Origin of the sequence: Methylocystis sp. H62 (assembly GCF_015709515.1) — a bacterium.
In the GTDB taxonomy this organism is placed as follows: Bacteria; Pseudomonadota; Alphaproteobacteria; order Rhizobiales; family Beijerinckiaceae; genus Methylocystis.
On the sequence record NZ_JADNQZ010000046.1, the window covers coordinates 17459 to 43857 of the forward strand.

Annotated in this window: 20 protein-coding genes and 2 pseudogenes; 15 read left to right on the forward strand and 7 right to left on the reverse strand. The window is 59.5% G+C overall.

The genetic code is table 11. The features are described from left to right. Window positions 1-60 precede the first annotated feature (60 nt). The 3 genes from IYY11_RS05565 to IYY11_RS05575 all read left to right on the forward strand — a co-directional run bounded on the left by IYY11_RS05565 (window position 61) and on the right by IYY11_RS05575 (window position 7148). Window positions 61-3396, forward strand: a complete 3336-nt coding sequence (locus IYY11_RS05565) for an NAD-glutamate dehydrogenase domain-containing protein (RefSeq protein WP_196403011.1) — start codon at window positions 61-63, stop codon at window positions 3394-3396. Window positions 3397-3455: 59 nt separating this feature from the next. Next, a complete protein-coding gene (locus IYY11_RS05570; RefSeq protein ID WP_312029704.1) occupies window positions 3456-6071 on the forward strand; it encodes a PAS domain S-box protein in 2616 nt (871 codons plus the stop codon). 105 nt (window positions 6072-6176) lie between these two features. After that, the gene (locus tag IYY11_RS05575; RefSeq protein ID WP_196403012.1) at window positions 6177-7148 is read left to right on the forward strand and encodes a patatin-like phospholipase family protein; all 972 of its coding nucleotides are present in this window, start codon (window positions 6177-6179) and stop codon (window positions 7146-7148) included. A 144-nt stretch (window positions 7149-7292) separates the two neighbouring features. Here IYY11_RS05575 and IYY11_RS05580 read toward each other — a convergent pair. Then, window positions 7293-7600: pseudogene (locus IYY11_RS05580) on the reverse strand (PLP-dependent transferase); the annotation flags it as partial. Window positions 7601-7620: 20 nt separating this feature from the next. Here IYY11_RS05580 and IYY11_RS05585 point away from each other — a divergent pair. Continuing rightward, window positions 7621-7767, forward strand: a complete 147-nt coding sequence (locus IYY11_RS05585) for a hypothetical protein (protein ID WP_196403013.1) — start codon at window positions 7621-7623, stop codon at window positions 7765-7767. 288 nt (window positions 7768-8055) lie between these two features. On the opposite strand, the gene IYY11_RS05590 is transcribed toward IYY11_RS05585, so the two are convergent. Then, window positions 8056-10056, reverse strand: coding sequence for an aconitate hydratase (locus IYY11_RS05590; RefSeq protein ID WP_196403014.1), 2001 nt, complete (start codon window positions 10054-10056; stop codon window positions 8056-8058). A 412-nt stretch (window positions 10057-10468) separates the two neighbouring features. Between IYY11_RS05590 and IYY11_RS05595 the strand changes: the two genes are divergently transcribed. After that, window positions 10469-10969 carry a DUF892 family protein gene (locus tag IYY11_RS05595; protein WP_196403015.1) on the forward strand — a complete coding sequence of 167 codons (501 nt, stop codon included), beginning with the start codon at window positions 10469-10471 and terminating at the stop codon, window positions 10967-10969. A 178-nt stretch (window positions 10970-11147) separates the two neighbouring features. Here IYY11_RS05595 and IYY11_RS05600 read toward each other — a convergent pair whose 3' ends face one another. Next, a complete protein-coding gene (locus IYY11_RS05600) occupies window positions 11148-11489 on the reverse strand; it encodes a DUF6522 family protein (protein ID WP_196403016.1) in 342 nt (113 codons plus the stop codon). 243 nt (window positions 11490-11732) lie between these two features. Beyond that, on the reverse strand, window positions 11733-12110 hold the full coding sequence (locus IYY11_RS05605) for a PRC-barrel domain-containing protein (RefSeq protein WP_196403017.1): 378 nt from the start codon (window positions 12108-12110) through the stop codon (window positions 11733-11735). A gap of 345 nt (window positions 12111-12455) precedes the next feature. On the opposite strand from IYY11_RS05605, the gene IYY11_RS05610 reads away from it, so the two are divergent. Together IYY11_RS05610 and IYY11_RS05615 are read left to right on the forward strand one after the other, a co-directional pair. After that, the gene (locus tag IYY11_RS05610) at window positions 12456-13646 is read left to right on the forward strand and encodes an NADH-quinone oxidoreductase subunit D (protein WP_196403018.1); all 1191 of its coding nucleotides are present in this window, start codon (window positions 12456-12458) and stop codon (window positions 13644-13646) included. A 226-nt stretch (window positions 13647-13872) separates the two neighbouring features. After that, window positions 13873-14526 (forward strand): HAD hydrolase-like protein, encoded by a 654-nt coding sequence (locus IYY11_RS05615; protein WP_196403019.1) that lies wholly within the window; start codon window positions 13873-13875, stop codon window positions 14524-14526. 834 nt (window positions 14527-15360) lie between these two features. Here IYY11_RS05615 and IYY11_RS05620 read toward each other — a convergent pair. Next, window positions 15361-15729, reverse strand: a complete 369-nt coding sequence (locus tag IYY11_RS05620) for a VOC family protein (protein WP_196403020.1) — start codon at window positions 15727-15729, stop codon at window positions 15361-15363. Between the two features lie 573 nt (window positions 15730-16302). Between IYY11_RS05620 and IYY11_RS05625 the strand changes: the two genes are divergently transcribed. The 8 genes and pseudogenes from IYY11_RS05625 to IYY11_RS23260 all read left to right on the forward strand — a co-directional run. Beyond that, window positions 16303-17004, forward strand: coding sequence for a cytochrome c oxidase assembly protein (locus IYY11_RS05625; protein ID WP_312029705.1), 702 nt, complete (start codon window positions 16303-16305; stop codon window positions 17002-17004). A 7-nt stretch (window positions 17005-17011) separates the two neighbouring features. Further along, window positions 17012-18172 (forward strand): c-type cytochrome, encoded by a 1161-nt coding sequence (locus IYY11_RS05630; protein WP_196403022.1) that lies wholly within the window; start codon window positions 17012-17014, stop codon window positions 18170-18172. Window positions 18173-18182: 10 nt separating this feature from the next. Next, window positions 18183-19187 (forward strand): c-type cytochrome, encoded by a 1005-nt coding sequence (locus IYY11_RS05635; RefSeq protein ID WP_196403023.1) that lies wholly within the window; start codon window positions 18183-18185, stop codon window positions 19185-19187. 9 nt (window positions 19188-19196) lie between these two features. After that, window positions 19197-21743 carry a cytochrome c oxidase subunit I gene (gene ctaD, locus IYY11_RS05640; RefSeq protein ID WP_196403024.1) on the forward strand — a complete coding sequence of 849 codons (2547 nt, stop codon included), beginning with the start codon at window positions 19197-19199 and terminating at the stop codon, window positions 21741-21743. Between the two features lie 31 nt (window positions 21744-21774). After that, entirely contained in the window at window positions 21775-22137 is a 363-nt protein-coding gene (locus IYY11_RS05645; protein WP_196403025.1) for a hypothetical protein, read from the forward strand. 269 nt (window positions 22138-22406) lie between these two features. Next, window positions 22407-23384 (forward strand): complex I NDUFA9 subunit family protein, encoded by a 978-nt coding sequence (locus tag IYY11_RS05650; RefSeq protein ID WP_409455229.1) that lies wholly within the window; start codon window positions 22407-22409, stop codon window positions 23382-23384. Between the two features lie 186 nt (window positions 23385-23570). After that, window positions 23571-25247, forward strand: coding sequence for an ABC1 kinase family protein (locus tag IYY11_RS05655; RefSeq protein ID WP_196403026.1), 1677 nt, complete (start codon window positions 23571-23573; stop codon window positions 25245-25247). Window positions 25248-25469: 222 nt separating this feature from the next. After that, a pseudogene (locus IYY11_RS23260) lies at window positions 25470-25682 on the forward strand (transposase family protein); the annotation flags it as partial. On the opposite strand, the gene IYY11_RS23265 reads toward IYY11_RS23260, so the two are convergent. Continuing rightward, window positions 25675-26142 (reverse strand): acyl carrier protein, encoded by a 468-nt coding sequence (locus tag IYY11_RS23265; protein ID WP_312029706.1) that lies wholly within the window; start codon window positions 26140-26142, stop codon window positions 25675-25677. The pseudogene IYY11_RS23260 and the gene IYY11_RS23265 overlap by 8 nt on opposite strands. Then, entirely contained in the window at window positions 26087-26335 is a 249-nt protein-coding gene (locus IYY11_RS05670) for a hypothetical protein (protein ID WP_196403027.1), read from the reverse strand. Before IYY11_RS05670 ends, IYY11_RS23265 begins: the two co-directional genes overlap by 56 nt. Window positions 26336-26399: the final 64 nt, after the last annotated feature.

A 26399-nucleotide genomic window follows, 5' to 3' on the forward strand; every position in this document is an offset into this window, starting at 1 on the left:
TTAGGGCCTTGCTCGACGCCGACAACGGATGGAAGGCGACGCCGCAACCGCAATTCGACCATGGACTGGGAAACGAATCTTTCAAATTTCCTCAAGCGCGCGGCCCGGAGATTGCAGCGGGAGCCGCCACCCTATTCGATCGAGCGCGCATTCCCCGCGAACTATCGTCCTTTCAACTCTGCGCAACGCGCCGGTCGCGACTTGCTGTTGCTGAGCGCAGCGGCGAATCGTAGGCGCGACGCCGTCGATGTGCGTCGGCTGACCGACGGCGCCGTCGCACGCCACGAGATCCGAATTTTCAGCATGAGGGAGCGCCCTCTCGACGAGCTGTTGCCGATCTTGCAAAATTTGGGACTTCGTGTCGTCGATCAGGTCCAATTCAAAATAGCGCTCGACGCCGAACGAGGATTCATTCGCAGCTTCCTCGTCGAGCCAGGGATTGAAGGCGTCGGCGTCCTCCAAGCCTCCGCCAAACAACTCCTGCGCGCGCTGGACGTCCTGCTCGCCGGCCAGGCGGAGGACGACGCTCTGAACAGGCTGACCTTGCTGGCGGGATTCGATTGGCGGGAGATTGAGCTGTTTCGGACCTATTGCAATTATTACCTCCAGCTCGGGGGTCGGCTTGGACGAGGCCGCGTTTACCAGGCGCTCCTGGACAATGTCGAGGTCGCGCGACTGCTGCATCGCTATTTCGAGGCCCGCTTCGAACCAGCCGGCGCCGCGCAGAACTCCTATCAGCTTGAATTGGACCAGCTGACATCGATCCGACTGCAACTCATCGCCGGCTTCGATAAAGTCGCGGACGTAAACGACGATCACATCTTGCGCGATCTTTTCAATCTTATCGACGCCACCTTGCGCACGAATTTTTATTTCCGTGGCGATCGCGCCGATCGGGGCATCGCCATAAAGATCGATAGCCTTGGCGTGATCAACATGCCGAATCCAAGACCGATGTCGGAAATCTACGTCCACTCGCGCTTGATGGAAGGCGTGCATTTACGCGGCGCGAAGGTGGCGCGCGGGGGCATCCGCTGGTCGGATCGCCCGGACGATCTGCGCGCAGAGATTCTCGATCTGATGCAAACGCAGATGGTCAAGAACGCCTTGATCGTTCCTCAGGGCGCCAAAGGCGGGTTTGTCCTCAAGCGCCCTTGCGCCGACCCCAAACAGCGCGAGAGCCGGGCCAAGGCCGCCTACGCCGATTTCATTCGAGGATTGCTGGATCTGACCGACAATTTGGAGAATTCACGGACGACGCATTCGCCCGAACTCGTTTGCTATGACGACGCCGATCCCTATCTTGTCGTCGCCGCCGACAAGGGGACCGCGACATGGTCAGATCACGCCAACGAAATCGCGCAGTCGTATGGCTTCTGGCTTGGAGACGCCTTCGCGACCGGCGGATCGAATGGTTTTCACCATAAGAGACTCGGCATCACCGCCCGCGGCGCCTGGGTCTGCGTGAAACGGCATTTCCGCGAATTGGCGCGCGACATCGACGAGCAAGCGTTCACCGTCGTCGGCGTCGGCTCGATGGATGGCGATGTTTTCGGCAACGGAATGTTGCAAACGAACAATATTCGCCTGCTCGCGGCATTCAGTTCGCGGCATATATTTATCGATCCCAGTCCCGACCCGCTGCCTTCCTTAGCGGAGCGCCGCCGCTTGTTTGACACGCCGAATTCCACCTGGCTGGATTACAATCCGGAGCTCATTTCCAGGGGCGGAGGGGTGTTTCGGCGAGACGACAAGGACATTCCACTGAGCGCCGAGGTGCGAGCGTGGCTTGGCGTGCGACATCCCTCGATCGACGGGGAAGGCCTCATCCGCCTCCTGTTAACCGCGCCCGTGGACCTGTTATGGATGGGCGGCGTCGGCTCCTATGTCAAGGCGAGCTCCGAAACCAACGAAAGCGTCGGCGACCGCGCCAACGACGGCGCGCGCGTTGACGCGATCCAGCTTCGCGCCAAGGTCGTTGGGGAGGGCGCGAACCTTGCCTTCACTCAACGCGCGCGCGTTGAATATGCCCTGAACGGCGGCCGCATCAACACCGACGCGGTGGACAATTCCGCCGGGGTCGACCTCTCGGATCACGAGGTCAATCTCAAGATTCTCTTGCGCTCGCCTCTTGTCGGCCGACCCGATGGCCTTGGCGACAAGGATCGAAATCAACTCCTCAATGCGCTCGCCGACGATGTCTGCGCGTCCGTGCTGAACGACAATTATCGGCAGAGTCTGTGCCTGTCCCTGGACAGCGAGCGTTGCCTCGAAGAGGTCGGGCCGTTCATGGATCTTGCCGATCAACTCGAGAACGCGGGGTTACTGGATAAAGCCGTCCACGCTTTCCCGTCGCGCAAGGATGTCTTGGCGCGCGCCGGAAAGCGACTGACCAGGCCGGAGCTCGCCGTGCTGATGGCTTATTCCAAATTGGCGCTGAAGCGAGCGCTGCTCGAGGCCGCGAGCTTCCTGCAAGGGGAATGGGCCAATGATCTTCTCGCCGGCTATTTTCCCGAAGGCGTACGCGCGCGCTACGCGGATCGCTCGAGGGATCATTCGCTCGCGCGAGAGATCGCCGCAACGATGATCTGCAACAAGGTGATCGATCAGGCCGGCGGCTGTTTCCCCCTCTTCGGCGAAGGACTGGTTCCAGACCTGCCCATTGACGCGGTTGGGCTTTATTTGGCCTTCGACCAGATTTTAGAGGGCGATCGATGGCGCGACGCCGTGCGCGCTCTAGATGGAAAAATGACGACCAGCCGTCAATATGAATACCTTCTGCAGCTCGAAAACGCCCTGGCTTACCTGTGCCGCTGGGCGTTACAGCGTGGCCGACGCCTCCAACCGCGTGCGGAAGAAACCGCCGAATGGCGCGCATATCTGCGAGACTATCTCGATCACTTCAGCGAAAGCGCGGAGTTCGCCATTCTGGGTTCGGCGGCTCCTGAGGTCTCGCGGCAATTGTTCTTGAACAGGCTGCGCGACTTTCCGATTCTGGTGGAGCTGTCTCAGTCCGCGGGGCAGGACATCCGGGTTGCGGCCGAGCTTTACGACGACGCGGTCGTTCTGTTTGGACTGCGTCAGATCGCAACGCTTCTGGCCGAAGTTAAGGCGCGGGACGCCTGGGAGCGACGATTGCAGACCGCGCTCGACGACCGGTTTCGCGCGGCGCCGGCGCGCGTAGCGTCGTTCGAGTTGCGAATGGGCTTGCGAGAACCGACGGCGTTCTTCCGACGTCTTGGGTTCGAGCCTCATTTGGCCAAGCTTCAGCGATCGCGCGCCGAATTGGTCGAGGCGGCCATGCCGACGCTCGCGGCCTTCGCGGCCTTCGGCGCCGAACTCGACACGCTGATCGATGCGAGCAGCGCGGCGTGCGACGCCCGCGCGGCAGCCTAGGCGATGGAGACAGAGCCGACAACGCGCTCAGCGTTGCGCGATGCAGAGGAGTTGGCGCCGTGATCAAAAACCCGCCTGCGCGCTTGATCCTCGACGCCTTTGACGAAGGCCTTTGCTTGCTGGACGAGGCCGGTGAGTTGTGCGCGATGAATGGCGCGGTTGAGCGGCTGACCGGCTACTTAGAAGAAGAACTGATCAGCCATCCGCTCCTCACAAAGCTGGAAATCTCGAGCCGCAACGGCGGCGCCGACCCGGCCGCGTGGTCGCACGATCCGCCAACGCCACCATCGGGGTGGTTGGACGTTCGACTTCGTCGAAAGGATGGAAGCAAGATTGACGCCGTGTGTGCGATTTGCCCGGTTGGAAGCAGCGCCGCGTGGACTTTGTTGAAGCTTCGTCCCCGTGAACCTGCACTGATCGAAGGCGTCGCACTGCGCGGTACCAAGGTCATACTCGAGACCATCTTCGGCGGGATGGCCGATGGCCTTGTCGTCATCGACGAAGGCGGCAAAATTCAATGGTTCAGCGCGGGAGCCGAGACGCTCTTCGGCTATCGCACGGAGGAGGCGCTCGGCGCCAACGTCAAGTTGCTGATGCCTGCGCCATATCGCGACGTTCACGACGGCTACCTTTCAACGTATCGCGAAACCGGCGTCAAGAAGATCATCGGCATAGGCCGGGAGGTCTCCGGACGGCGCAAGGACGGCTCGACCTTCCCAATGTATTTATCCATTGGCGAGATCTGGTTAGAGGGACAGCGATACTTCGTGGGCGTCACTCACGATCTGACCAGGCTAAAGCGCGCCGAGGAGCGGCTCATAACGCTGTCGGCGGCGATGGATCAGAGCCCGGTTGCTGTAATGATTTCGAACAAGGACGGGCGCATTGAATATGTGAACAACCGTTTCGTCCATTTGACGGGGTACGAAGCCGACAAACTGATCGGCCAGAATCCACGTCTGCTGCAATCCAATCATACGGCGAGAGAGCTATATCGCCGCCTCTGGGAAACTATTTCCAGCGGCAGCGAATGGCGCGGAGAAATCCAGGATCGGAAGAAGAGCGGCGAACTCTATTGGGCGCAGGAAACGATTACGCCCTTGCGCGACGCTCGGGGCGAAATCACCCACTTCTTGGCGATTCAGGAGGACGTCACGCAACAAAAGCGGGATAAGGAGGCGCTCGCCGAAAGCGAACAACGTTTCCGAAATGTCGCGGAGATGGCCGGCGAATGGCTTTGGGAACAGGACCCGTGGGGCCGTTACATCTATAGCAGCGTCGCGGTGCGAGACATTCTCGGGTTGGCGCCGGAGGACATACTGGGAAAAAGCTATCTTGACTTGTTCGCGGGGGAGCCCCCCGCACATTGGATGGCGGAGCTTCCTTCCTCTTCGTCCGAAAATTGCCGTCCGTTTCACCGGCTCGTCAATCATTACCGGCACAAGGACGGACATGACGTCTACACCGAGTCGACCGGCGCGCCGATATTTGACCCCAGTGGCTGGTTGATCAAATGGCGTGGCGTGGACCATGACATTACAGCGCGAAAGCAGTACGAAGACGCTCTGCGCGTTCGTAATCGCGCGATCGAATCCGTGCGCATCGGCATTGTGATCTGTGATGCGCGAATTCCTGGAAACCCCAATATTTACGTCAATCCGGCGCTTTCTCGCATCACCGGCTATACGCGCGAGGAGCTGCTCGGACGCGGCATGGATTTGTTGCAAGGCCCCGAAACCGATCCAGCGGCGCTCGATGAAATTCGTCGCTCCATCTCCAAAGGACAAAGCTGTGAAGTCACGCTGAAGAACTACCGAAAGGACGGCTCCCCCTTTTGGAACGAGTTGCTGATCTCGCCGGTCGCGGACGACGCCGGGGCAATCACGCATTATATCGGCGTCCAGACGGACGTCACCGAACGACGCAAGGCGGAGGAGAGTCGCCATGAATTGGAGATCGCGAAGCATATTCAGCTTTCGCTGCTGCCGGACGCGCCGCTTCGCCTGCCCCGCGTCGAACTGGCCGGCGTCTGCCTACCAGCAACCCACGTCGGCGGAGACTATTTCGACTATTTTGACAATTCCAGCGGCGTCGATGTCGTGATCGCCGACGTGTCCGGTCACAGCGTCGGGGCAGCGCTCATCATGACCGAAGTGCGCAGCACGTTACGAGCCGAAACCCGCAGATCAATTGGCGCGCCAACTGGCCCGGCGCAGGTTTTGTGCGATTTGAATGAGCTTCTTCATCACGACCTCACTCGGGCCGAATTGTTCATCACGATGTTCTATTTCCGTTTTCTGTCCGAGACCCGAACCTTGAAATACGCCAACGCCGGCCACAATTCTCCGTTGTTGCTGCGGTCGTCCCAAAGCGGCTGCGCCTTATTGGATGCGGATGGCTTGGTGCTTGGCGTGAAGCGCGCCGTCGATTTCGAGGAGCGTAGCATCGAACTTTCCGCCGGCGACAAGCTCCTATTCTACACCGACGGAGTCACGGAGGCCCAAAATCGCCGTGGCGATTTCTTTGGCGTCGATCGCCTATGCGAGGCGTTCAGGGCGCACCGTGATCTTGCGCCAGAAACGCTGATCACCGAAGTGCTGGCCGATATGCGCGAGTTTTGCGGCGACGCGCCTCGAAGCGACGATATCGCGATGGTGATCATGGAGATTTCGTGAACAATAGATTCCGCCAAATTCGCCCCTATATTGAACGGATTCTGGGCTCCGGCAAACGCGGTACGAGGAGACGCCTGGGGTTCCGCGTTCCAGGGGGACGGTTCCGTGGCGGTCGCTGATTCCATAAACCCGTCCCAACGCCGCAAGGTCGGACTTGCCTTAAGCAGCGGCGTAGCGAGAGGCTGGGCGCATATTGGGGCGATACGCGCCTTGTCGCGCCTTGGAATCGGATTCGACATCATGGCGGGCTGTTCGGCGGGCGCGCTTGTCGGCGCATGCTATCTTACGCGACAACTCGACGAATTGGAAAGCTGGGCGCTGTCGCTCAACAAGCGGAAAATCTTGAGCTACCTCGATTTGCACTTAGGCCGCGGCGGACTGCTCAGCGGAAACAGAATCGTCACCGAAATACGACGATTTCTCGGCTCGCGCCGCATTGAAGATTTGCGGATTCCCTTTGTCGCTGTCGCAACCGATTTGGTGACCGGACATGAAATATGGTTGCGGCAGGGCGACCTCGCCGACGCGGTGCACGCGTCCTTAGCCTTGCCCGGATTGTTGCCGCCCACGGAAATCGAGAGCCGCTTGCTCGCAGACGGCGCACTGGTCGATCCCTTGCCTGTTGCGGCTTGTCGCGCGTTGGGCGCGGATATGGTCATTGCAATCAATCTCAACACCGACATCATCGGCAAATCGCGCCGCGCCGCGACGACTGTTCGGACCGCATTTGGGTTCGATCCGCTAACGCTTACGCAAGGCATCACCAATATCTCGAACGCCGCGCTTCCGACCGGGCTGACGCGTGGGATTTTTCAGCAGGAGGGAGACCGACCGAGCTTGTTCGGCGTAATGTCGACGTCTCTAAGCATCATGCAGGATCGCCTGACGCGTTCACGCTTGGCGGGAGACCCGCCCGATGTCCATATCACCCCGCGCGTCGGCCATATCGGACTGCTGGAGTTCGATCGCGCGAAGGAGGCGATCCGGGAAGGTGAGGATGCAGTCGAACGCAAACGGATCGAATTGGCCGACGCATTGCAGGCCATGAGCATGGGAGCCGGAAAAAGCTGGGAGTAGCAAATTTTGCGCGTTCGCCGCACAGAATGCTAATCTACGACGATCGTCCATTCGATCGACAATGACGATGGTAAGGCGCGCAAATTAGCATTCAGGCGCCAAGCAATCACGCCCATACGGTTATCCAAAGGCCTGCGCAATATCGGCGATGAGATCGCTGCGGCCGCCGGCGTATTTCGTCAGCGAATAAAGCGATAGATCGGCCCCATGCCGGAGCGGCGACTGGAAAACCGGCCCAAGGAGCGTGTTGTCGCAACAAACGTCGGTCTGAAGCCCTGTTTGCGCCCAATGTCCTCGGATATGCGCCTCACAAGCACGATATCGACTAGGCTGCTCATGGGGTTGGACTGCGTTTCGATGAAGATCAAGGCGATACGCCCGCTGGTCATGGCGCGCTCGACCGCGGCGCGAATGTTTGCCTCGTCCAATCCATCCGTAAAGCCGACGCCCTTTGTCCAGCGCCACCCATCAAATGGTCGTTCGCTTTTTGCCGCCTCTCATCATTGCGCGCGAGGATCTCGATTGGGCTTTGGATCGTTTCGAGGAGATCATGGCCGAATTTACCGAGATGCGGCGTCAGCCAAGCGCCGCCCAAGGCGACTTTCTCGTCGAGACGTGAACGCCAAAAGCGTTCTGGATGATCACGCGATATCAGACACGGCTCGACGATCAACGTACTCGCGCCCCCCAACGCAACGCCAAAGCCGGACAAGAGAACCAAAGTCATCATTGCGTTGTGCCGAAGGTAGGTCGATTCCGCTCCACAATCGTCGAGCGCGCGCCGGCTATGCAGAAACTGGTTTGGCGCGTGGAGCTTACGGCATGGAGCTGAGGAGACGATCAAATCCGGCGCAACCGCAAGACAGCATAGAATAGCCATGTGTCGCGGTCCGCGATCATCGGATCGTCAGATATCGTGTTCGACGTCGATCGACGATCTCGGCGTCAGCGCGTCGTACCCTGTTCCCTTGCGCCTGTCGTTTCGACGGCGATTGACGACGCCGCCCGCCAGGATGATCTCGATTTGATCGGACGTCATACCATGGTGCGTTTCGATCGTGGCGCTCGCGGATTCCAACACGATTTTCCCGCCGCCATCCAGTTTGTGGGACAAATCCCGCACCCGGAGCGTATCGTTCTCTTTCAGCCTGTCATAGTCCTGCGGCTCGACGAAAAGGAGCGGAAGGATTCCGTAGTTGAGTAGGTTTTGCCTATGTATCCGCGCGAAGCTCTTCGCAATCACGATCCTGAGGCCAAGATAGCGCGGCGCCGCGGCGGCATGCTCGCGGGAGGAGCCCTGACCGTAGTTCTCGCCGGCGATGACGGCATGTCCCGCCTCCCGACCGATCGCCCTCGCGCGATCGACATAGGTCGGGTCGACGCGTTCGAACGAAAAATCTGCTATCTTCTGGAGATTGGAACGGTAAGGCAGCGCCTTTGCACCCGCGGGCATAATTTCGTCGGTCGAGACATCGTCTCCCATCTTGAGAAGCACAGGCAGCTCCAATTCGTCGGGAAGCGGGTCAAATTCGGGTAGCGACATGATGTTCGATCCCTTCACCAACATAACTTCTCGCGCCTGCTCGATCGGAAGCGGCGGCTCGAGCAGTGAGGAAGGCAAATGCGGGATCGCTGGTTGCGAGAGTTTCGGATAGGCAATGCCCAGCGTCCTCGGATCGATGATCTTGCCGACGAGAGCGGATGCAGCCGCCGTTTCGGGAGAACACAGGAACACCGAATCTTCTTCGGTTCCCGAACGTCCCGGGAAATTGCGCGGCGTCGTGCGAAGCGAATTCCGTCCGATCGCCGGAGCTTGCCCCATGCCGATGCAGCCATTGCATCCGGTCTGGTGAATTCGGGCGCCGGCGGCGACAAGCGCGCCAAGCCGCCCATCATTGATCAGCATCTGCAGCACTTGCCGCGACGTCGGATTCACATCGAAGGAGATGCCGGGCGGGACCGTTTTACCCCGGACGATTTCCGCGGCGATGGCAAAGTCCCGCCATCCCGGATTGGCGGAAGAGCCGACGTAGGATTGAGCGATCTCTTCGCCCTGGACTTCTCGCACGGCCACGACCTTGCCAGGACTCGACGGCTTGGCGATGAGCGGTTCGAGTTTCGAGAGATCGATATGATCATGCTGGTCATAGCCGCAGCCGGGGTCCGCGGAGATTTCACGCCAGTCCTGCTCCCTTCCTTGCGACGCCAGAAACGCCAGCGTCATTTCGTCGGAAGGAAAGACAGAGGTGGTGGCGCCGAGCTCCGCGCCCATATTGGCGATCACATGCCTGTCCATCGCCGTAAGATTTCGCAACCCAGAGCCATGGTATTCGATGATCTTCCCGACGCCGCCGGCAACGCCGTGACGTCGCAGCATTTCGAGGATGACATCCTTGGCGCTGACCCAATCCGGCAGCGAGCCAGTCAACTCCACCCCGAATATCGCCGGCATTGTCGTCGAATAGGATTCGCCCGCCATTGCGAGCGCAACGTCGAGTCCGCCGGCGCCGATCGCCAGCATGCAGAGCGAACCCGCGGCCGGCGTATGACTGTCGGAGCCGAGCAGCGACTTACCGGGACGCCCGAAACGCTCCATGTGAACGACATGGCTGATGCCATTGCCGGGCCTCGAATACCATATCCCGTACCTCCGGCATGCACTTTCGAGGAAGAGGTGATCCTCTGCGTTCAGATTGTCGAGCTGCAAGAGGTTGTGATCAACATATTGAACGCTCACTTCCGTCTTCACACGATCCAGCTTCATCGCTTCGAGCGATAGCATCGCGAGCGTGCCGGTCGCATCCTGTGTGAGAGTCTGATCGATTCGCAGCGCAAGCGGCGCGCCAGCTGGCCCGCCCCCGTTCACACGGTGGGATTCGATCAGCTTCTGAGCTACGCTCAAGGCCATTGCGGACGCCGACACGGCTAATTGGGGGCTTCGTCCTCTTTTCGCAAAAAATAGAGCTGCAACGTTCGATTGGCATAGGCGATTTCCAAAATTGTAACACACGCACAAGCCGCCCGCGCAGTGCGACTTTAGTAAGACACTCATGCTTTTGCGCAAACGGCGGCGATCGCGCTATGCGCTGCACCGATCGTTTGCAGTGCGCATTCGCGACACCTCGACCGTTGCCGGGTAGATTGGTTCTAGCGGGCGCTATTGCGTCAAATCCGCGATCTCTCCGTGGTCCCGCCCGGGCAACGCACTAATTCTGGCTATCGAGGAACGCCTTAAGATGTCGAGGCCGCGATTGATCGTCGATGGAACGAGGCGATGCGGCGTTCCCTTGCCGCTATCAACGGTTACACGGAAAGAGCACATGGCGACCGCAGAGACACGACTAACGGATTGGCTTCGTGACGCCCAGGCAATGGGGAAGCAAGCCACGACAATGCTCGACGCACTCGCTAAGGGGATCGAAAACTACCCAGATGTCAAAGCGCAATTAGAACGCCATCTCCAAGAAGCACGGGATCAGGCAGCAGCACTGCAGGGGTATGGAGAGCGGCGCGGCGAAGGCGGGCCAAGTTGGAAAGAATCGGCTGGACAATGTGTCGCGATGGGGCAGGGTCTCAGCGGCGCGTTCGTGGGCGATAAGCTCGTCAAACGCGCCATCACGGAGATTTCATGCTATAATATTCTAATTGCTTCAGCCGCAGCTATAGGAGACAAGGAGACGCGTGGAGTTTGTGAGGATATTCTGCTTCGAGAAAAGGCGATGCTGAATTGGCTCATGAATTACCTTGCATCCGCAACCTTCGAGCATCTCGGTCGTGAAGAGACGCCCGACGGAGAAACCTCGACGCTTTCCAAGCCGTAAAGACGACGGGATCGGCCCAGCCTCTCTTCGATCGCGAAGGCTGCGGCGGGCGCATCCGGTTCAACTACTGTCGCCATGGCGACCGGGGTAGAAACCGCTTAGGCGCCGCTGCCGAAGCCTTACTTTTTCCATCACGAATCTCAGGCGCCACCGGCTCTCCCGGGGCACTGGTCACGCCCTAAATTCCGGGCTTGCGCAACGAGGCCGGCAATGCCCGGTCACCGAAATCAATCACTGATCGTTGGAGAATTTTACCCGTCGAGTCGATGACCAACTGAAAGCGCCGACCCTTATGGAAAAATGTCAGCCGATATCGCCCCGCATCCTCATTCTCACCCTTCTCGCAACGGCTCGTCACTTCCCCGCTGCGCATTAGCGATTGAACCGTCGGGGTTTCAAGATCGAGCCCATGTGCGATAATTGCGGCGGGAATCTGAATCGTATCGTCCTCGAACGCGATCATCATAGCGGAGGTAGCCCCCAGGAGCGTCGACGATGGATCTGGTGCATCCGCGCTCATTTGTCGTTGTTCCAGACCAAGTCAAATCTGCCCGCTTTTCAACTCATGTCGTCTTGCCTTCGCTTGGCTAGACCCAAACGCGCCGCAACACGATATGCGTTCCGCGAGTGGGAGCGCTGAAAAAAGGTCGGGAGGTGGGACGGCGCCGATAGATTGCCCCCGCTCGGCGCAACTGCGTCAGCGACGCCCCTCAACTTCCACCGTCGCGTCGCTCGAATTACATCCCAAGCGCGCCGACATGATCTATAGCGCTGCGCTTTCCTCCCAGTAAGGGCGCGCGCTGTAGTGCTGATGCACACGCATCTCCCAATCCCGATCGCTCCAGCTGTCGTCGCTGAATTCAGGGGCGGCCTCGAGCTGCTGCTGGGTGACGTTCGTGATGTAGCCTTCTCGCGATTTTTCGTAGTTTAGTGAGCTCCATGGCAACGGGTGGTGGCCTGGGCGCAGGCACATGAAACCGCAGAAGTTTACTACGGCATAGCGCGCTTGCCCCGAGATCTCATCGATCATCAGGTGGTCGATTTCGCCAATCTCCTTTCCGCTCGAATCATAAACCTTAGCACCCACGACGTGTTCGCTCGAGATCAGATTGAACTTGGGATGGGCAGTGGCGGTAGCCATTTTCCAACTCCTATGAAGGTAAGTGGGGTCGAGCGCCACCTTCGACGTCGCAAAAGAACTGTCGATCCGAGCGCCTTGTTGGGACGACTTCGAACGCGAATTGCGATCGCCAACTTTTGCGCCTCGTCTCGACGGGTTTCAGGATGGACGCGAAGGCCGGCATCATGCTGCACAAGATAACGCACACATCGGGAAAACAAAGTTGCTGGCGGGTCAACGGTCGCCGTCATCAGATATTCGAGCAATCATAAGCGGCGCAGCGTTGTTCGAGTTGTTGAGCCCTGAGATTCGAGGGAACATGCCCGTTTTCAGGGCGTTGTCTCAACGGATCGGTCGGGCGTCATCATGAGTCTCACATCGGAACGCGATTTCACGATAAATTTCGGACCAGTGCACCCAGCGGCTCACGGCGTGCTCCGACTTGTGCTTGAACTGGACGGCGAGGTGGTCGTGCGCGTCGATCCGCATATCGGATTCTTGCATCGGGGAACCGAGAAGCTGATCGAGAACAAAACCTATCTACAAGCGCTGCCCTATTTCGACCGCCTGGATTATGTCGCGCCGATGAATCAAGAACACGCTTTCTGTCTGGCGGCGGAAAAACTGTTCGCGCTCGAGCTTCCGAAACGAGCACAACTCATCCGCGTGCTGTTTTGTGAGATCGGTCGGCTTCTTTCTCATCTCCTCAATGTAACCACGCAGGCGTCGGACATCGGCGCCCTCACTCCGAATTTGTGGGGTTTCGAAGAGCGCGAAAAGCTGATGGTGTTCTATGAGCGCGCCTCCGGTGCGCGCATGCACGCCAATTATTTTCGTATCGGGGGCGTGCATCAGGATCTGCCCGAAAAGCTTATCGACGACATTTATGCCTTCTGCGATCCTTTCTTGAAGGTCTGCAACGATCTCGAAGGCCTGCTTACGGATAATCGCATCTTCAAGCAGCGCAACGTCGACATCGGCATCGTGACGCTCGAAGACGCATGGGCCTTGGGTTTTTCTGGCGTGTTTGTCAGGAGCTGCGGCGCCGCGTGGGATTTGCGCAAGGCGCAACCTTATGAATGTTACGAGGAATTCGACTTCGGCATTCCGGTCGCCAAGCATGGCGATTGCTACGACCGTTACTGCGTTCGCATGGAGGAAATGCGGCAGTCGACACACATCATGACGCAATGCCTGGACAGACTGGCGTCGAGTGGAGGCAGGGGACCGATTTCGGTGGATGATCATAAAATAACGCCGCCGAAACGCGCCGAAATGAAGCGCTCAATGGAGGCGATGATCGAGCAGTTCAAGCTCTACACCGAAGGGTTTCATGTGCCGGCTGGCGAAGTCTATGCGGCAGTCGAAGCGCCGAAAGGAGAGTTTGGCGTCTATCTCGTCTCCGATGGCTCCAACAGACCCTACAGGTGCAAGATCAGAGCGCCGTCATTTGCGCATCTGGCCGCAGCGGATTATCTCATGCGCGGTCATATGCTGGCCGACGTGTCGGCGATCGTCGGCTCGCTCGACATCGTCTTCGGCGAAATCGATCGATGATAACGGCTCTGGCAAATAAGGCTCGCACGCCCTGCTGCGGCGGCGTTCCGCCGCTTAAGCGTGAAGAAGCCGAGGCGCTTCGAGCAAATGCCAAAGATTGGGAATTGCTCGACGATGCGCATCGCATCGAGTGCAAATTTCGCTTCGTCTTGAACGTCACGGCCGCAGGACGAAGGCGCTAAACGGAGGCGCACCCTCGCCCTGCGCAGACGCTTGCCGGAAAGGGTTGGCTTTAGACAACAGCAGTGGGAAACGATTTCCATGCCTCATCCTCTTCGTATCGAAGGTTACGCAAATTCGGGCGGCGGGCCTTCCGCTGAAATTCGTCACCAACACGACGCGTCGTCCGCTCCAGCGCATCGTCAATGACCTTGCTCGGCTCGGATTGCGAGTCGAACCGGGAGACGTCTATACACCCGCAGCGATAGCGCGCGATTATTGCATCGGCCGTCGCCTCGCGCCGTTTCTGGTCGTCCACCCCGATCTCTACGAGGATTTCGCCGGGCTTCCGCAGGATGGCGAAGGCGCTGTCATCGTCGGCGATGCGGGCGAATTTTTCACTTACGATCTGTTGAACCGCGCCTATCGAAAAATTCTCTGCGGCGCGGCGTTTCTGGCGTTGGCGAAGAATCGCAATTTTCTCGATCGCGACGGCGAATTGAGCCTCGACGCAGGTCCATTTATCGCGGGATTGGAATACGCCTGCGGCCGAGAGGCGACTGTGCTCGGGAAGCCGTCGTCCGCCTTCTTCGAACTCGCCGACAAAGGCCTAGGCATCAACGCCGAGGACGTTGCGATGATCGGCGACGACGCCGAAGCCGACGTCGGCGGAGCCATGGCCGCCGGTCTGATGGGCGTCCTCGTCCAGACGGGAAAATAGCGTCCCGGCCAAGAGGCGCGCCTGACCAAGCCGCCGACGCTGATCGCCCAAAACTTAAAAGTCGCGGTCGATCTATTCCTGGGCTCCGGCGTCAGCGCTCTTGAGTCAAAACGGTCAAGTTGAGGAAGGAGGATTTCTGGCTCATCGTAACCACTGGAAGTGGAGATGCGCCAAAAATCCGAATGTCCGACGCCGTTATTTGAGCGGAGCGTGAAGGACATTGGCCGAGCTCCGTGTCGGGGCTGCTCTTCGGACCGCCATGTCATTTCATATGTTGAGGACTCACCTCGCGCGGCGCCTTGCAGCCACGGAGAGGCGGCTGGATGCGCGCCACCATGATTATAGCTTCGGCTGTCCGTCGTGTTTCCGAATGCCTTCAGCTTGGCGAGAAACAACGCAAGCGCCTCGCTTAGGGCAGATTGTGAAGACCTTTTTACAATGCGCACTCCGCAGCTTCCGGATTGTTGGAGTCATCCTCGGTCGCTTTCGGTGACGATGAGGCCTGATGTCTCTTGTCTTCCGCCCCTTGTCGGCCGCATTGAAAGGAGCGGCGCTGTCGCTAATTTGCGACGGCATCGAACTCAATGGATGGCTGCACGAAAAGAACATGATGTCGCTCATGAAACTAGTTGTCGCGACGAACGCGGTCACTTACTGCCAGCGATCAGCGGACAACATCAGGGCCCGCGGGGCGTCAACACCCGCATCGACAGGCCGAAGACATGACCACACCCACGATCATCGCGCTGCACCAAAATAACCCTTGATCAGCAGGCGCCATCCAGACATGTCAACGCCAGGTGGAGCGTTCAGGCCGCCATGAACTTGCACGAATCATTGCGCCACTGTCATCAACTCGAGCAAATGGCCGTCGACGTTCTCGAAATACACTCCACGGCCGCCGTTCCAATCGTTGAGCTTGCTATCCCCTTGGCTCCAAGGTGCGCTTCCGAACGCCAGCCCCCTCTCCTTGACGCGGTGTAGGATAGCGTCAAATTCGGTCTCGCTTACGTGGAAAGCGTAGTGGTGCCGCTCAAAGGAGGCCTCATCGGCGAACGAGAACGTAAGAGTCTCGTTTAAGCGCACAGGCGCGAAATGGCCTGCCGCGTCCTCAAAGCTTAGGCCGAACACCTGTGCAAACCAGGCCGCCGCCTCCTTCTTATTTCGCGAAGGCACAATCGTGTGATTGAGGATTATTGACATGGCTCCCGCTCCTAGCTCGAAGCCGTTTACTAAATGGGCCCCCTTTGGGCGCAGTCACGAGGGTAAATCGGCGTCCCTACCGTTCGTAAGCACCCCAAACGGTCTGCGGTTTCTCGATCCGTCCCTCGCCGCTGACGAGAGGGCGGCAACCCTCTCCCAGCGGTTTCTTTTTGCTTCGACGGCGTAAAAAGTCATAAGACAAGCGAGTTCGTCGTTTTCCGATTCTGCAAGGGATTCCGAAATCGGCTGAACAGCGATTACTTCATGGCGACAGCGATAGAGGCGGATCATGGCGCGGGCCTACGCGCTCTTGAATTTGCGCGCGCCGATCAAATCGGGAGCGGCGGTGCGGTGGACCGCTCTTTTTTCCGTAACGGTTCGAGTCGCGCGACAGCGTCGAGCCTCGGGGAACCAGAATGTCGCCAAAGAGTTATGTAAGATGTAAAGCGCGCTCCCGTCATTCCTCCGCTTCCCCATACGGGCCGAGGCAACTGGTTGGAGAAAAGTGTGATAGGAGCCGGGCCATCGGGCATCGAGGTTACGACGCCGCGATCCAGTCGGAGCGCCGGCGGAGTGACGCCGAGTACGCGAGTTCGAAGGCCGCTATCGTTGGTGGCGGGCGTTCTCGCGAGCATCGCGCTCGGACAAATCGCGCTTTCGGCTTTGCCGCTCGGTCCGCGCGCGACGCATATGGCCTCGCACATTCTTCTGATGAACGCGGCGGCCCCCGCGCTGGCTCTCGTGACGATTGCGGTTTATGGTGCGCAGGTGCCCGTTTTCTTGTCGGCAAAGCTCCTGGCGGCCGCCACTTTCCTGCAACTTGCGCTGCTTTGGACATGGCACGCGCCCATCGTATTGGCGTTGGCCGCAAGGCAGCCCATCGCGCATGCCTTCATGCAGGCGTCGCTACTCGCGGCGTCGCTGGGTTTCTGGCTTGCCGTTCTTTCCGAAGAAGGCGTGTTTCGATGGCGCGGCGTCATCGCGATTTTGCTGACCGGCAAACTGTCCTGCCTGCTCGGCATGCTGCTCCTCCTCGCTCCGCGCCTCCTGTATGCGGACGTCGCCTCGGATCACGGCCACGGCGCGGCGGACTTCGATGGGTTGCTTTCGGATCAGCGTCTCGCCGGCCTGCTGATGTTGGCGGCCTGCCCGCTGTGCTATGTCCTGACAGGCGTTGCGATCGCCTCGAAATCGCTGCGAGATTTGGAGAGGATTGGCGCCGAACAGCGCCCGACGTTCTCGATTTCCTCCGACGTTTCCATGGCGCCGAGGTGATGGCGGGATGGCGCTTGCCACAACGCGAACGATTGCGATCCTCGGTTCGGTCGTTATCGCGCTCGGGGTCGGGGCGTTTCTGTTCGCCTGGTCGGGAATTTACAACATCGCCGCTAGCGAACCGCATTTCGCCATTACCTACTGGCTGCTCGACTTCGGGAAGCGCCGCGCGGTGGAGACCCACAGTCTGCTGGCGCCCACGGCGGTCCTCGATGATCCGAACTTGGTGGCGTTGGGAGCGGGACATTTCCATGGCGGATGCGCGCCGTGTCATGGCGCGCCAGGAGAACCAAGCAATCCGATCATTCAGCGGATGTTGCCCCGGCCGCCGGATCTTGCGCGTGTCGCGCCGACGTGGACGCCCAAGCAGTTATTCTGGATCGCCAAGCATGGTCTCAAGTTCACGGGCATGCCGGCTTGGGTCGCGCCGGAACGAGAGGATGAGTTGTGGGCGATCGTCGCGTTCTTGCGCGCTTTACCCAAGATGGACGCGGCGGAATACCGGCGTCTCGCCAAGGGAGACGCCGGACGGCCTAGTCGCGGCATACGCGAATTGGCGACACTAGGGAGCGTGGCGGATGCTCTATCCAGGTGCCATCGTTGTCACGAGACCCAGGCGGCGCCCTCGCCGAACCGCCTAATTCCGAAACTCGCTGGCCAATCCCAGGCTTATCTCGAGATGTCGTTGCGCAATTACGCTAACGGCCTGCGGCCGAGCGGAATCATGCAACCGATGGCCGCCGGGCTCGACGAGCGGACCCTTATCGAACTTGCAAAGCACTACGCCGAGCACCCGGTCATCTGGGCTGAGGCGGGCATTGTCCAGTCCGCCGCATCCAATCAGATCGAACGAGGAAAACGGATCGCATCGACCGGCGTTCCAGAGAAGGGCGTTCCGCCGTGTCTGGCCTGCCACGCGGGCAAGAGCGCCGCAACCTTCCCCAAGCTCGACGGTCAGCATGCCCCCTATATCGCAGGTCAGCTCCGGCTGTGGCGCCGGGGACTGCGCAGCCGCACCGTGCACGGCGCGATCATGGCGGCCATCGCCCCGCGCTTGAGCGAAGAGCAAGTCGAGGATGTCGCCGCCTATTTCGAGAGTGTCGCGTCGACCGCGGCAGCGCCTGAACCGCCGCCTGCGCCGCCGCTTCCGCCGCGCCGCCGAAGATGAGCGTTCCGCCATGGCAAGATGGTACGCATTGGCAAATCGGATTTGGGGAGCCTCAGCGGCTCTGCCGTTGGCGGCGTGTGGCGGCGGCGCCCAATCCGCGCTTGCGCCAAACGGCGTCCAAGCCGAGCGCGTCGCTCTGTTGTTTTGGGTGATGACGATCGGAAGCGGCATCATCCTCCTGGCGGTGACGCTCGTCACGGCGTTGGCAATATGCGGGCCGGCGCGTTGGCGGCGATGGCTCGGCCGCGACGGAATCGTGATCGGCGGTGGAATCGTGTTCCCGGTCATCACGCTCACAGCGCTGCTCGGATATGGGTTCGTCTTGACGAGCATCAACGATCCACCATCAGCCAGCGGCGAGCCGGTCAAAATCGCTGTCGTCGGGGAGCGCTGGTGGTGGCGCGTCATTTACCGGGACGTCGCCGGGCGGCGAATCGAGAGCGCCAACGAATTGCGTATGCCCGTCGGCCGCCCGATAGAAATCGAATTGACGAGCGCCGACGTGATCCACAGCTTCTGGGCGCCGAAGCTCGCGGGCAAGCTCGACATGATTCCGGGCCGCAAGAACGTCCTGACGCTGACGGCCAAGGAAACCGGCTTGAGCCGCGGACAGTGCGCGGAATACTGCGGCGGGGCGCATGCGCTCATGTCCTTCTATGTGCTGGTCATGACGCAGCCGGAGTTCGAGCAATGGCTTGCTCGCGAAGCGGGGTCGGCGAAGGCGCCGACCGAACCCGAAGCACAACAGGGGATGACTCTGTTCGCGGCGAGCGGCTGCGGCGCCTGCCACACGATTCGCGGCACTTCAGCCAATGGCGTGATCGGCCCCGATCTCACCCATGTCGGCGGCCGCCTTTCGCTCGGTGCCGCCTCGCTGCCCAATGACGAAGCGGCGTACGCGCGCTGGATCAAGGACAACCAGCGGATAAAGCCAGGAAATCTGATGCCGCCGTACGGCATTTTCAGCGAAAGCGAACTCGCGGCCTTGTCGCGCTATTTGGCTAATCTGAGGTGACTACTCGCGATGCCTGACGTCGACGACGCCCCGAATAGCCTTCCCAGCGAAGCGCCCCGCCCGGCCGGCGAGCTCGAGGAACTCAAACGCATCTGGGCGAAGCCCGAGGGCTGGCGGATATTTACGGCGGTCAACAATACCGACATTGGCCTCTTTTACATGGGGGCCGCCTTTCTCTTTTTCCTGCTCGCCGGCGTGCTGGCGCTGCTCATGCGCGTGCAGCTCGCGACGAGCGACAACGACTTCATCGGCCAGGACCTCTACAACCAGATATTCACCGTCCACGGCACCACCATGATGTTTCTGTTCGCGGTGCCAGCGGTCGAAGCTTTGGGGGTGGTCCTTTTGCCGCAGATGCTGGCGGCGCGCGATCTGCCATTTCCACGACTCAGCGCCTTCGCCATCTGGGCCTATGTGATCGGCGGCCTGGTTTTCTTCTCCACGGTCTTTTACGACCTTGCGCCGTATGGCGGTTGGTTCATGTATCCGCCGCTGACGCTGACCGAATATTCGCCCGGCGACAATGCGGATTTCTGGCTGCTCGGCATCGGCTTCATCGAAATTTCCGCCATCGCCGGGGCGATTGAAATCATCGTCGGAACCTTGCGCACACGTCCGCCCGGCATGTCGCTCGACAAAATGCCGCTTTTCGCCTGGGCGATGCTGATTTTCGCGGCGATGATCGTTTTCGCTTTTCCCGCAGTGATCTTGGCGACCATGCTGCTCGAGATCGAGCGCTCCTTTGGCTGGCCGTTCTTCACCGCCGCCAAGGGCGGCGACTCACTGCTCTGGCAGCACTTGTTCTGGTTCTTCGGGCACCCGGAGGTCTATATCATTTTCCTGCCCGCAGCCGCCCTTGTCTCGATGATTGTGCCGACGATGGCTCGCACGCCCTTGGTCGGATATCGGCTTAATGTTGTGGCGCTCATCGCGACTGGATTTTTCAGCTTCGGCCTATGGGTCCATCACATGTTCAGTACGGGGATTCCGGCGTTGAGCCTGAGTTTCTTCTCCGCCGTCAGCATGACGATCGCAATTCCGTCGGGGATTCAGGTGTTTTCCTGGATCGCGACCATCGCCGCGGGACGCGACCGCTTCCAGATCACGACCCCCTCACTGTTCGTCCTCGGCTTTCTCTTCATTTTCACCATCGGGGGCCTCACAGGAGTGATGGTCGCTGTGGCGCCGTTCGATTTCCAGGTGCACGACACCTATTTCGTCGTCGCGCATTTCCATTATGTGCTTGTCGGCGGGATGGTGTTCCCGCTTTTCGCGACCTACTACTATTGGACGCCGATGGTCAGCCGCAACATGCTGTCGGAAAAGCGCGGACGGTGGGTGTTCTGGCTCATGTTTGCCGGCTTCAACATCGCCTTCTTCCCCATGCACGCCACTGGCCTCTTGGGCATGCCGCGCAGGGTGTGGACTTATTCGAACGCCATGGGCTGGGACACGCTCAACATGGTTTCGACCGTCGGGGCGTTCATCATCGCCGCTGGCGTGCTGGTATTCGTGATCGATTTATTTCTGCGCTTTAGACCTGGCGAGCAAGGTCCGGAAAATCCTTGGCGCGCCGGCACGCTCGAATGGCTTCCAACCGATGTCTATTCGACTCGCAGCATTCCGCATGTCACCAGCCGCGAACCGCTGTGGGACCAACCGAACCTCGCCGCCGACGTCGAGGCCGGCGCTTACTATCTGCCAAACGCCCCAACAGGGGGCCGCGAGACGATCGTCACCTCGCCAATCGAGGGCGAGCCGCAATATGTGATCCGGATGGTCGGCCCGAGTTGGTCGCATTTCTTTGCGGCCGTGTTCACCGCCGCTTTCTTCCTCCTCCTCACCATCAAGGTCGTGATTCCGGCCCTTGTCTGCGCCGCGCTTGCGCTCCTCTCGTGCTTTGTCTGGGTTTGGGAGCTTGACCGCGGTCCGGGCAAGGAGCCCGTCGACATCGGCGGCGGATTCAAGCTGCCGACTTACGTATCGGGGCCGATATCGCATTCCTGGTGGGCCATGGTCGTGCTGATGCTAGTCGCCGCCTCACTGTATCTCACTTATGTTTTTTCCTACCTTTACCTCTGGACAGTCAGCCCGCAAGTTTGGCCGCCGACCGGCTCTCCCGCTCCGCCGCCCCTCGAATGGGCGGCGGCCTCCGCCGCGCTCCTGATCGTGAGCGTTGCCGCATTCGCCGCCGCCGACCGCTTGCTGCCGGCGCCGCGGTCGATAAATATCTGGACGCCCATTTTCATGCTGCTCGGCGCCGGCTGTTTGGTCGCTGGCGTCGCCGTCGAGATCTCTGGACATTGGCTGACGGGTCTGAACGCCACTAAGACGTCCTACGCGGCGATGGTCTACATGGAGAGCGTGTTAACAGGCCAGCTCGCCTTCGCCGTCGCCATCATGACCTTCTATGCGCTGGCGCGTTATTTCACCGGCAAGCTAGACTCCGAGCGCCGCCTCACTTTCGAGAACGTCGCGTTGCTGACTTATTACACCGCCGGTCAAGGCTTATTTGGCCTGTTGCTCGTGCATGGATTTCCGCGGGTCTCTGGGTGACGCCATGGGCGACGCGGAGGAACGAAGCGGAGTGCGCGAGCCATTGGGGGGCGCGCTGCTTTACGTCCTATTTGGTCCGGTCCTATGGGCGATTCATCTGACACTCATTTACGGCGGCCATACATTGCTTTGCGCCCTGGGCGTCTCGTCAGATGCGCTGAGCCCCAGCATCATTTCGTTCAGCGTCGCCATTGTGACTATCGTTACGCTCGTCGTGCTGCTTGCCGCGGTCGTTGCCACAATTTTCAAAGGGGGCGCCCGCGGTGATCGGGGATCGGCGGCGACGTTTTTCCTGGACAAGCTAATGATGGCTTTGGCTCTCCTGTCCGGCTTTGGCGTTGCGTTGGGGGGCGCGAGCGCGCTGATCGTCGAACCATGTCTGATGTTGCGTTGATTGTCCGGAACGCTTTTGGCGCTCACGTTTCGACGAACAGGTCGCCCTTCTGCGGGGTTCGGCTGACGTCGCATCCCGGTGAATTCGGCGATCGGATTCCACCGCGAACGGCTTTTCCGGCCGCGCACAGGGGACGCCCGCCGCCGCTCCTCTATCTGACATTGTGACGGCGGCGCAGGCGAATAAGAGTTTCGCTATCGGGCGCAATCGCCTCGAGCAGCGACTTGGGTTCTCACACGACGCCTGCTTCCATCGCAATCGCGAGGCTCATGATGAATGATAATCAAACGCGAAACGGACTGGTGACTGTGTTTGGCGGATCCGGCTTTATCGGACGACATGTCGTCCGAGCGCTGATCCACAACGATTGGCGCGTCAAGATCGCGTGCCGGCGGCCCGAACTCGCCGTCCATCTGCAGTCGGACGGGAAGCCGGGCCAGATCGAGCTAATTCAGGCTAATTTGCGTGATGCGCAAACAATCGCCGCCGCGCTCGAGGGCGCCGACGCCGCAGTCAATCTCGTCGGAATCCTGACCGAAAGTGACGATCAGACATTCGCCGATATTCAGTCGCGGGGGGCGCGCGATGTCGCCAAAGCAGTCAAAGAAGCAGGCATAACGCGCTTCGTTCACATATCGGCTATCGGCGCACTTAAGAACTCTCCTTCCGGTTACGCGCGCAGCAAGGCCGAGGGTGAGGCGGCGGTGCATGAACTCGTGCCGCAAGCCATTATCTTTCGTCCATCGATCGTATTCGGCCCGGAGGACGATTTCTTCAACCGTTTCGCGGCCATGGCGCGCCTTATGCCAATCCTGCCTTTGGTCGGCGCAAGCACGCGATTCCAACCTGTTTTCGTAGACGACATCGCGCAGGCGATAGCTCTCGCCTTGGATGGGAAGGCGACGCCTGGAGCAACCTACGAACTGGGTGGACCCGAGGTGAAGACGTTTCGCGAACTGGTTCAGTATGTCTGTGATGTTACAAGGCGCCGCCGATATATCGTCTCGCTCGGCTTCGAGACCGGGAAGCTCATGGCGAGCGTCACGCAAATCGCGGGCAAGCTGTCCCTCGGACTGTTCCCGAAATTGCTCTCCATGACGACCGATCAGGTTGAATTGCTCCGTCATGACAACGTCGTTTCGGAGGAAGCGAAAGCGGCGGGAATGACGCTGGAAGGACTTGGAGTCGCGCCGCAGCCAATCGCAGCGATCGTTCCCGCCTATCTCGTCGATGGTTCCAGGGGTTGAAATTGACTCCGCGAAACGAACATCTTGAGGGCTTGTCGGCGGCGCGCAAAATGGTCGCCGCAGACACTTGCGCTTCGCTTGATCTTGGCGTGTCGCCAGTGAGCGCAGGGACAGCCCGCGAACACTTCATCTCAAGGTCAGCCCCCCGACGCATGTCCGCCCCGACCAGGCAAGTAGCCGACGGCTATGTTTAAGTCGCTGCAGGAGCGCTCGCGATTAGCCATGCGCCTGCGGCAGATCATAGCGGTGTTTGCACGGCATGGCTTTTACGGCGTCGTGAAACGCCTTTCTCTCCATGGCCAGCTTTCTCCTTTGGATCGGTATCGCTATGCCCGGCTCCATTTGGAAGAAGACAAGCGCACGGCGGTCCGCCTGCGGCAAGCCTTCGAAGAGCTGGGCCCTACCTTTATCAAATTCGGCCAGCTATTGAGCGCTCGGCATGACTTGATTCCCGACATATTCGCCAGAGAGCTGCGTCAGCTCTTTTGGCGCACCCGGCCAGTGCCCTGGGAGGAGATCAAGGAGTCGCTGCCGGACTATTACATGACACCCGATTCGCCTTTCAGCATGATCCATCCGGAGCCCCTGGCGTCCGCCAGCGTCGCTCAGATCCACCGAGCGACGCTTAAGTCGGGCGACGAGGTCGTAATCAAGGTCCAGCGTCAAGGGATCACTAAGGTGATTGCCTCGGACGTTGCTGTGTTGCGCATGCTCGCATCGCTGATCGAAAAATACCTCCCCGAAAGCCGACCCCTGAATCCTGTGCAAATGGTGGAGGAGTTCGCCAACGCCATCGACCAGGAGCTCGATTTCATCACGGAGGCGACCAACATGGCCCGCTTCTCGCAACTCTTTGCGAATGATCCTTATCTCTTCGTGCCAAAGGTCTACTGGGACCTCACTCATTCGCACATCCTGGTCATGGAATACATCGACGGCATCCCCCTCGATGAAATGGATCGCCTGCTCGCGGCGAATGTGGACTTGAAGGGAACCGCCGAGCGGCTTCTTGGCGCCTTTCTCAAACAAATCTTTGAATTCGGCTTCTATCAAGCCGATCCCCACGCAGGCAATTTCCTTTTGCTGCCTGACAACCGCGTTGCCTTCATCGATCTTGGCCTCGTAGGCTACCTTACCGAGGCGGAACGCAACGCATTGGCCGAGCTATTTCAAGCGACGATGGCGGAAGACTTCGAGCGTGTGGGCGCCATTTGGCTGAAGCTCGCTCGCGCGGGCCCTGAGGCCAACCGGAACGCGTTTGTCAGAGGACTGAAACCGATCTTGCTAAAGCAGATCAATCAACCGCATGAACGCGTTCAGGTTGGAGAAATGTTCATCGGGATGATTTACAACAGCGCTAAACATGACCTCAAGTTGCCGAGCGAACTCTTCCTCGTGTTCCGTACTATTGCCGAAATAGAAGGCTTGTTGCGGTGGCTTTGTGTCGAGTTCGATGTCATTGACCAGTGCAAGGCGTTCGCCGAGGAACAAGTGGCTGCGGCGCGGCAGCCACGTCGTATTGCGCAGGCGGCCGGTCACGAGGTTCGGCAATGGGCCGGCGTCGCCCAGCGCTTGCCTCGCGAAGTGGAGGAACTTGTCAACGCAATGACTACAGGTCGATTCTCCATCGACTTGGGACGCCAGGGATTTGATTTTGTCCTTGGCGAGCTGAATCGCTCTAGCAATCGGATTGCGGTTGGTCTGGTGATCGCAGCGCTGATTATCGGCTCCAGTTTCTTGCTCCTTGCAGACAAGGGGCCAGTGATGTGGGGAATGACCGTCATCGGGCTCGGCGTCTTTGCGGTCGGTTGCAGCCTCGGGTTGATACTGATTTGGCTCGTGATCAAGTCCGGGAAATACTGAGCTTAGACCGAGTTTCAGCGGATGTTGAAAGGGCGGCGCTTCAAGGGCGTCTTCGATCAAACAGCTGATCAATCTTAACGGCCATGATACAGTCGCTTTCGTGAAGCCCTTAATCTTCTTGGTTTGCAAGGCACCCCATTTTCGCGTTGAAGGTTGGGCCTGACTCACTGTTGATGCAGTTGCGGCGCCGATTTCGGTGATTTCGCTGAGGGAATCACCGCCATGGCCTCATTTCGCGCATCCTCTCTCGTGCCGCCCGGGTTCGTTGTTCAAGACATAGTTTGCGATCAGACGAGCATCCTCATCCACCACGAGCGCTCTTTCAGCAATTGCCCATCCTGCGGAACGCCGTCGCAACGCGTTCATAGCCGATACCGACGATCGGCGATGGACTTGCCTTTGTACGGCCGCCGGGCTCGGCTGACGGTTATGGCGCGACGCTTTCGGTACACCGCGCCGCTGTGCGCCAGGCGGATGTTCGCGGAGTGCTTTCCCGACGAGGCCCTGGCCCCATGGGCGCGGCGTACGGCGCGGCTCGAAGCGCTGGTTCATCATCTCGGGCTGACGCTTGGCGCGCTTCGAGGAGATCTGCGACCGTCTCAACTTGACCAACAAGGCCAATCGGCAGGCGCAAACGGAAAGCGTGCTCGACCCGCAAAATCAATTCCGTTCGCGCGAGACTGTCGATCCCAAGATCTTGTTCGAGCCGACTCGATAAAGCAATAGCGTAGCTCTTCGTCCGTTGGGGATGAAGTTCGCGCACCAATTTTCCGACGATTGCAATGAGGTCGCGCTCACGCGAACCGCGATCGGATAACGGATCGTTCGAGCCGTGCTTGTCAAGGTATGGTTGCATGAAGGCGCTCGAGTGAGGCGATGCCGAACCTGAGATCATGCGGCGCTTCCAGACCAAGATAGCGCAAGCCTTCCATTCGGCTTCGCTTCGACCCTCGCGCCAAAGCTTTTACCTCCTCATTGAAAGTTTTTTGCAGCCACTCCACTCGGCGCTGCCTGGCCGGTTCTGTTGAAAATGTCGAATTATCTTCTTCCGACATTTGCACCAGAACCATCAGGAGAAGTAGGCGCAACAGGTCTTCGTCATACTCTCATCCGATGTCGGAACCGGCGCTGAATGGAAGCGCCGGCTCCTGC

Coding starts and splice junctions, on each gene's coding strand:
- IYY11_RS05595 (WP_196403015.1), top strand. CDS start 10,469: ATGGCGACCGCAGAGACACGACTAACGGATTGGCTTCGTGACGCCCAG.
- IYY11_RS05610 (WP_196403018.1), top strand. CDS start 12,456: ATGAGTCTCACATCGGAACGCGATTTCACGATAAATTTCGGACCAGTG.
- IYY11_RS05565 (WP_196403011.1), top strand. CDS start 61: ATGGACTGGGAAACGAATCTTTCAAATTTCCTCAAGCGCGCGGCCCGG.
- IYY11_RS05630 (WP_196403022.1), top strand. CDS start 17,012: ATGGCGCTTGCCACAACGCGAACGATTGCGATCCTCGGTTCGGTCGTT.
- IYY11_RS23265 (WP_312029706.1), bottom strand. CDS start 26,142: ATGATCTCAGGTTCGGCATCGCCTCACTCGAGCGCCTTCATGCAACCA.
- IYY11_RS05620 (WP_196403020.1), bottom strand. CDS start 15,729: ATGTCAATAATCCTCAATCACACGATTGTGCCTTCGCGAAATAAGAAG.
- IYY11_RS05585 (WP_196403013.1), top strand. CDS start 7,621: ATGGTCGTTCGCTTTTTGCCGCCTCTCATCATTGCGCGCGAGGATCTC.
- IYY11_RS05655 (WP_196403026.1), top strand. CDS start 23,571: ATGTTTAAGTCGCTGCAGGAGCGCTCGCGATTAGCCATGCGCCTGCGG.
- ctaD (WP_196403024.1), top strand. CDS start 19,197: ATGCCTGACGTCGACGACGCCCCGAATAGCCTTCCCAGCGAAGCGCCC.
- IYY11_RS05650 (WP_409455229.1), top strand. CDS start 22,407: ATGATGAATGATAATCAAACGCGAAACGGACTGGTGACTGTGTTTGGC.
- IYY11_RS05590 (WP_196403014.1), bottom strand. CDS start 10,056: ATGGCCTTGAGCGTAGCTCAGAAGCTGATCGAATCCCACCGTGTGAAC.
- IYY11_RS05605 (WP_196403017.1), bottom strand. CDS start 12,110: ATGGCTACCGCCACTGCCCATCCCAAGTTCAATCTGATCTCGAGCGAA.
- IYY11_RS05635 (WP_196403023.1), top strand. CDS start 18,183: ATGGCAAGATGGTACGCATTGGCAAATCGGATTTGGGGAGCCTCAGCG.
- IYY11_RS05600 (WP_196403016.1), bottom strand. CDS start 11,489: ATGAGCGCGGATGCACCAGATCCATCGTCGACGCTCCTGGGGGCTACC.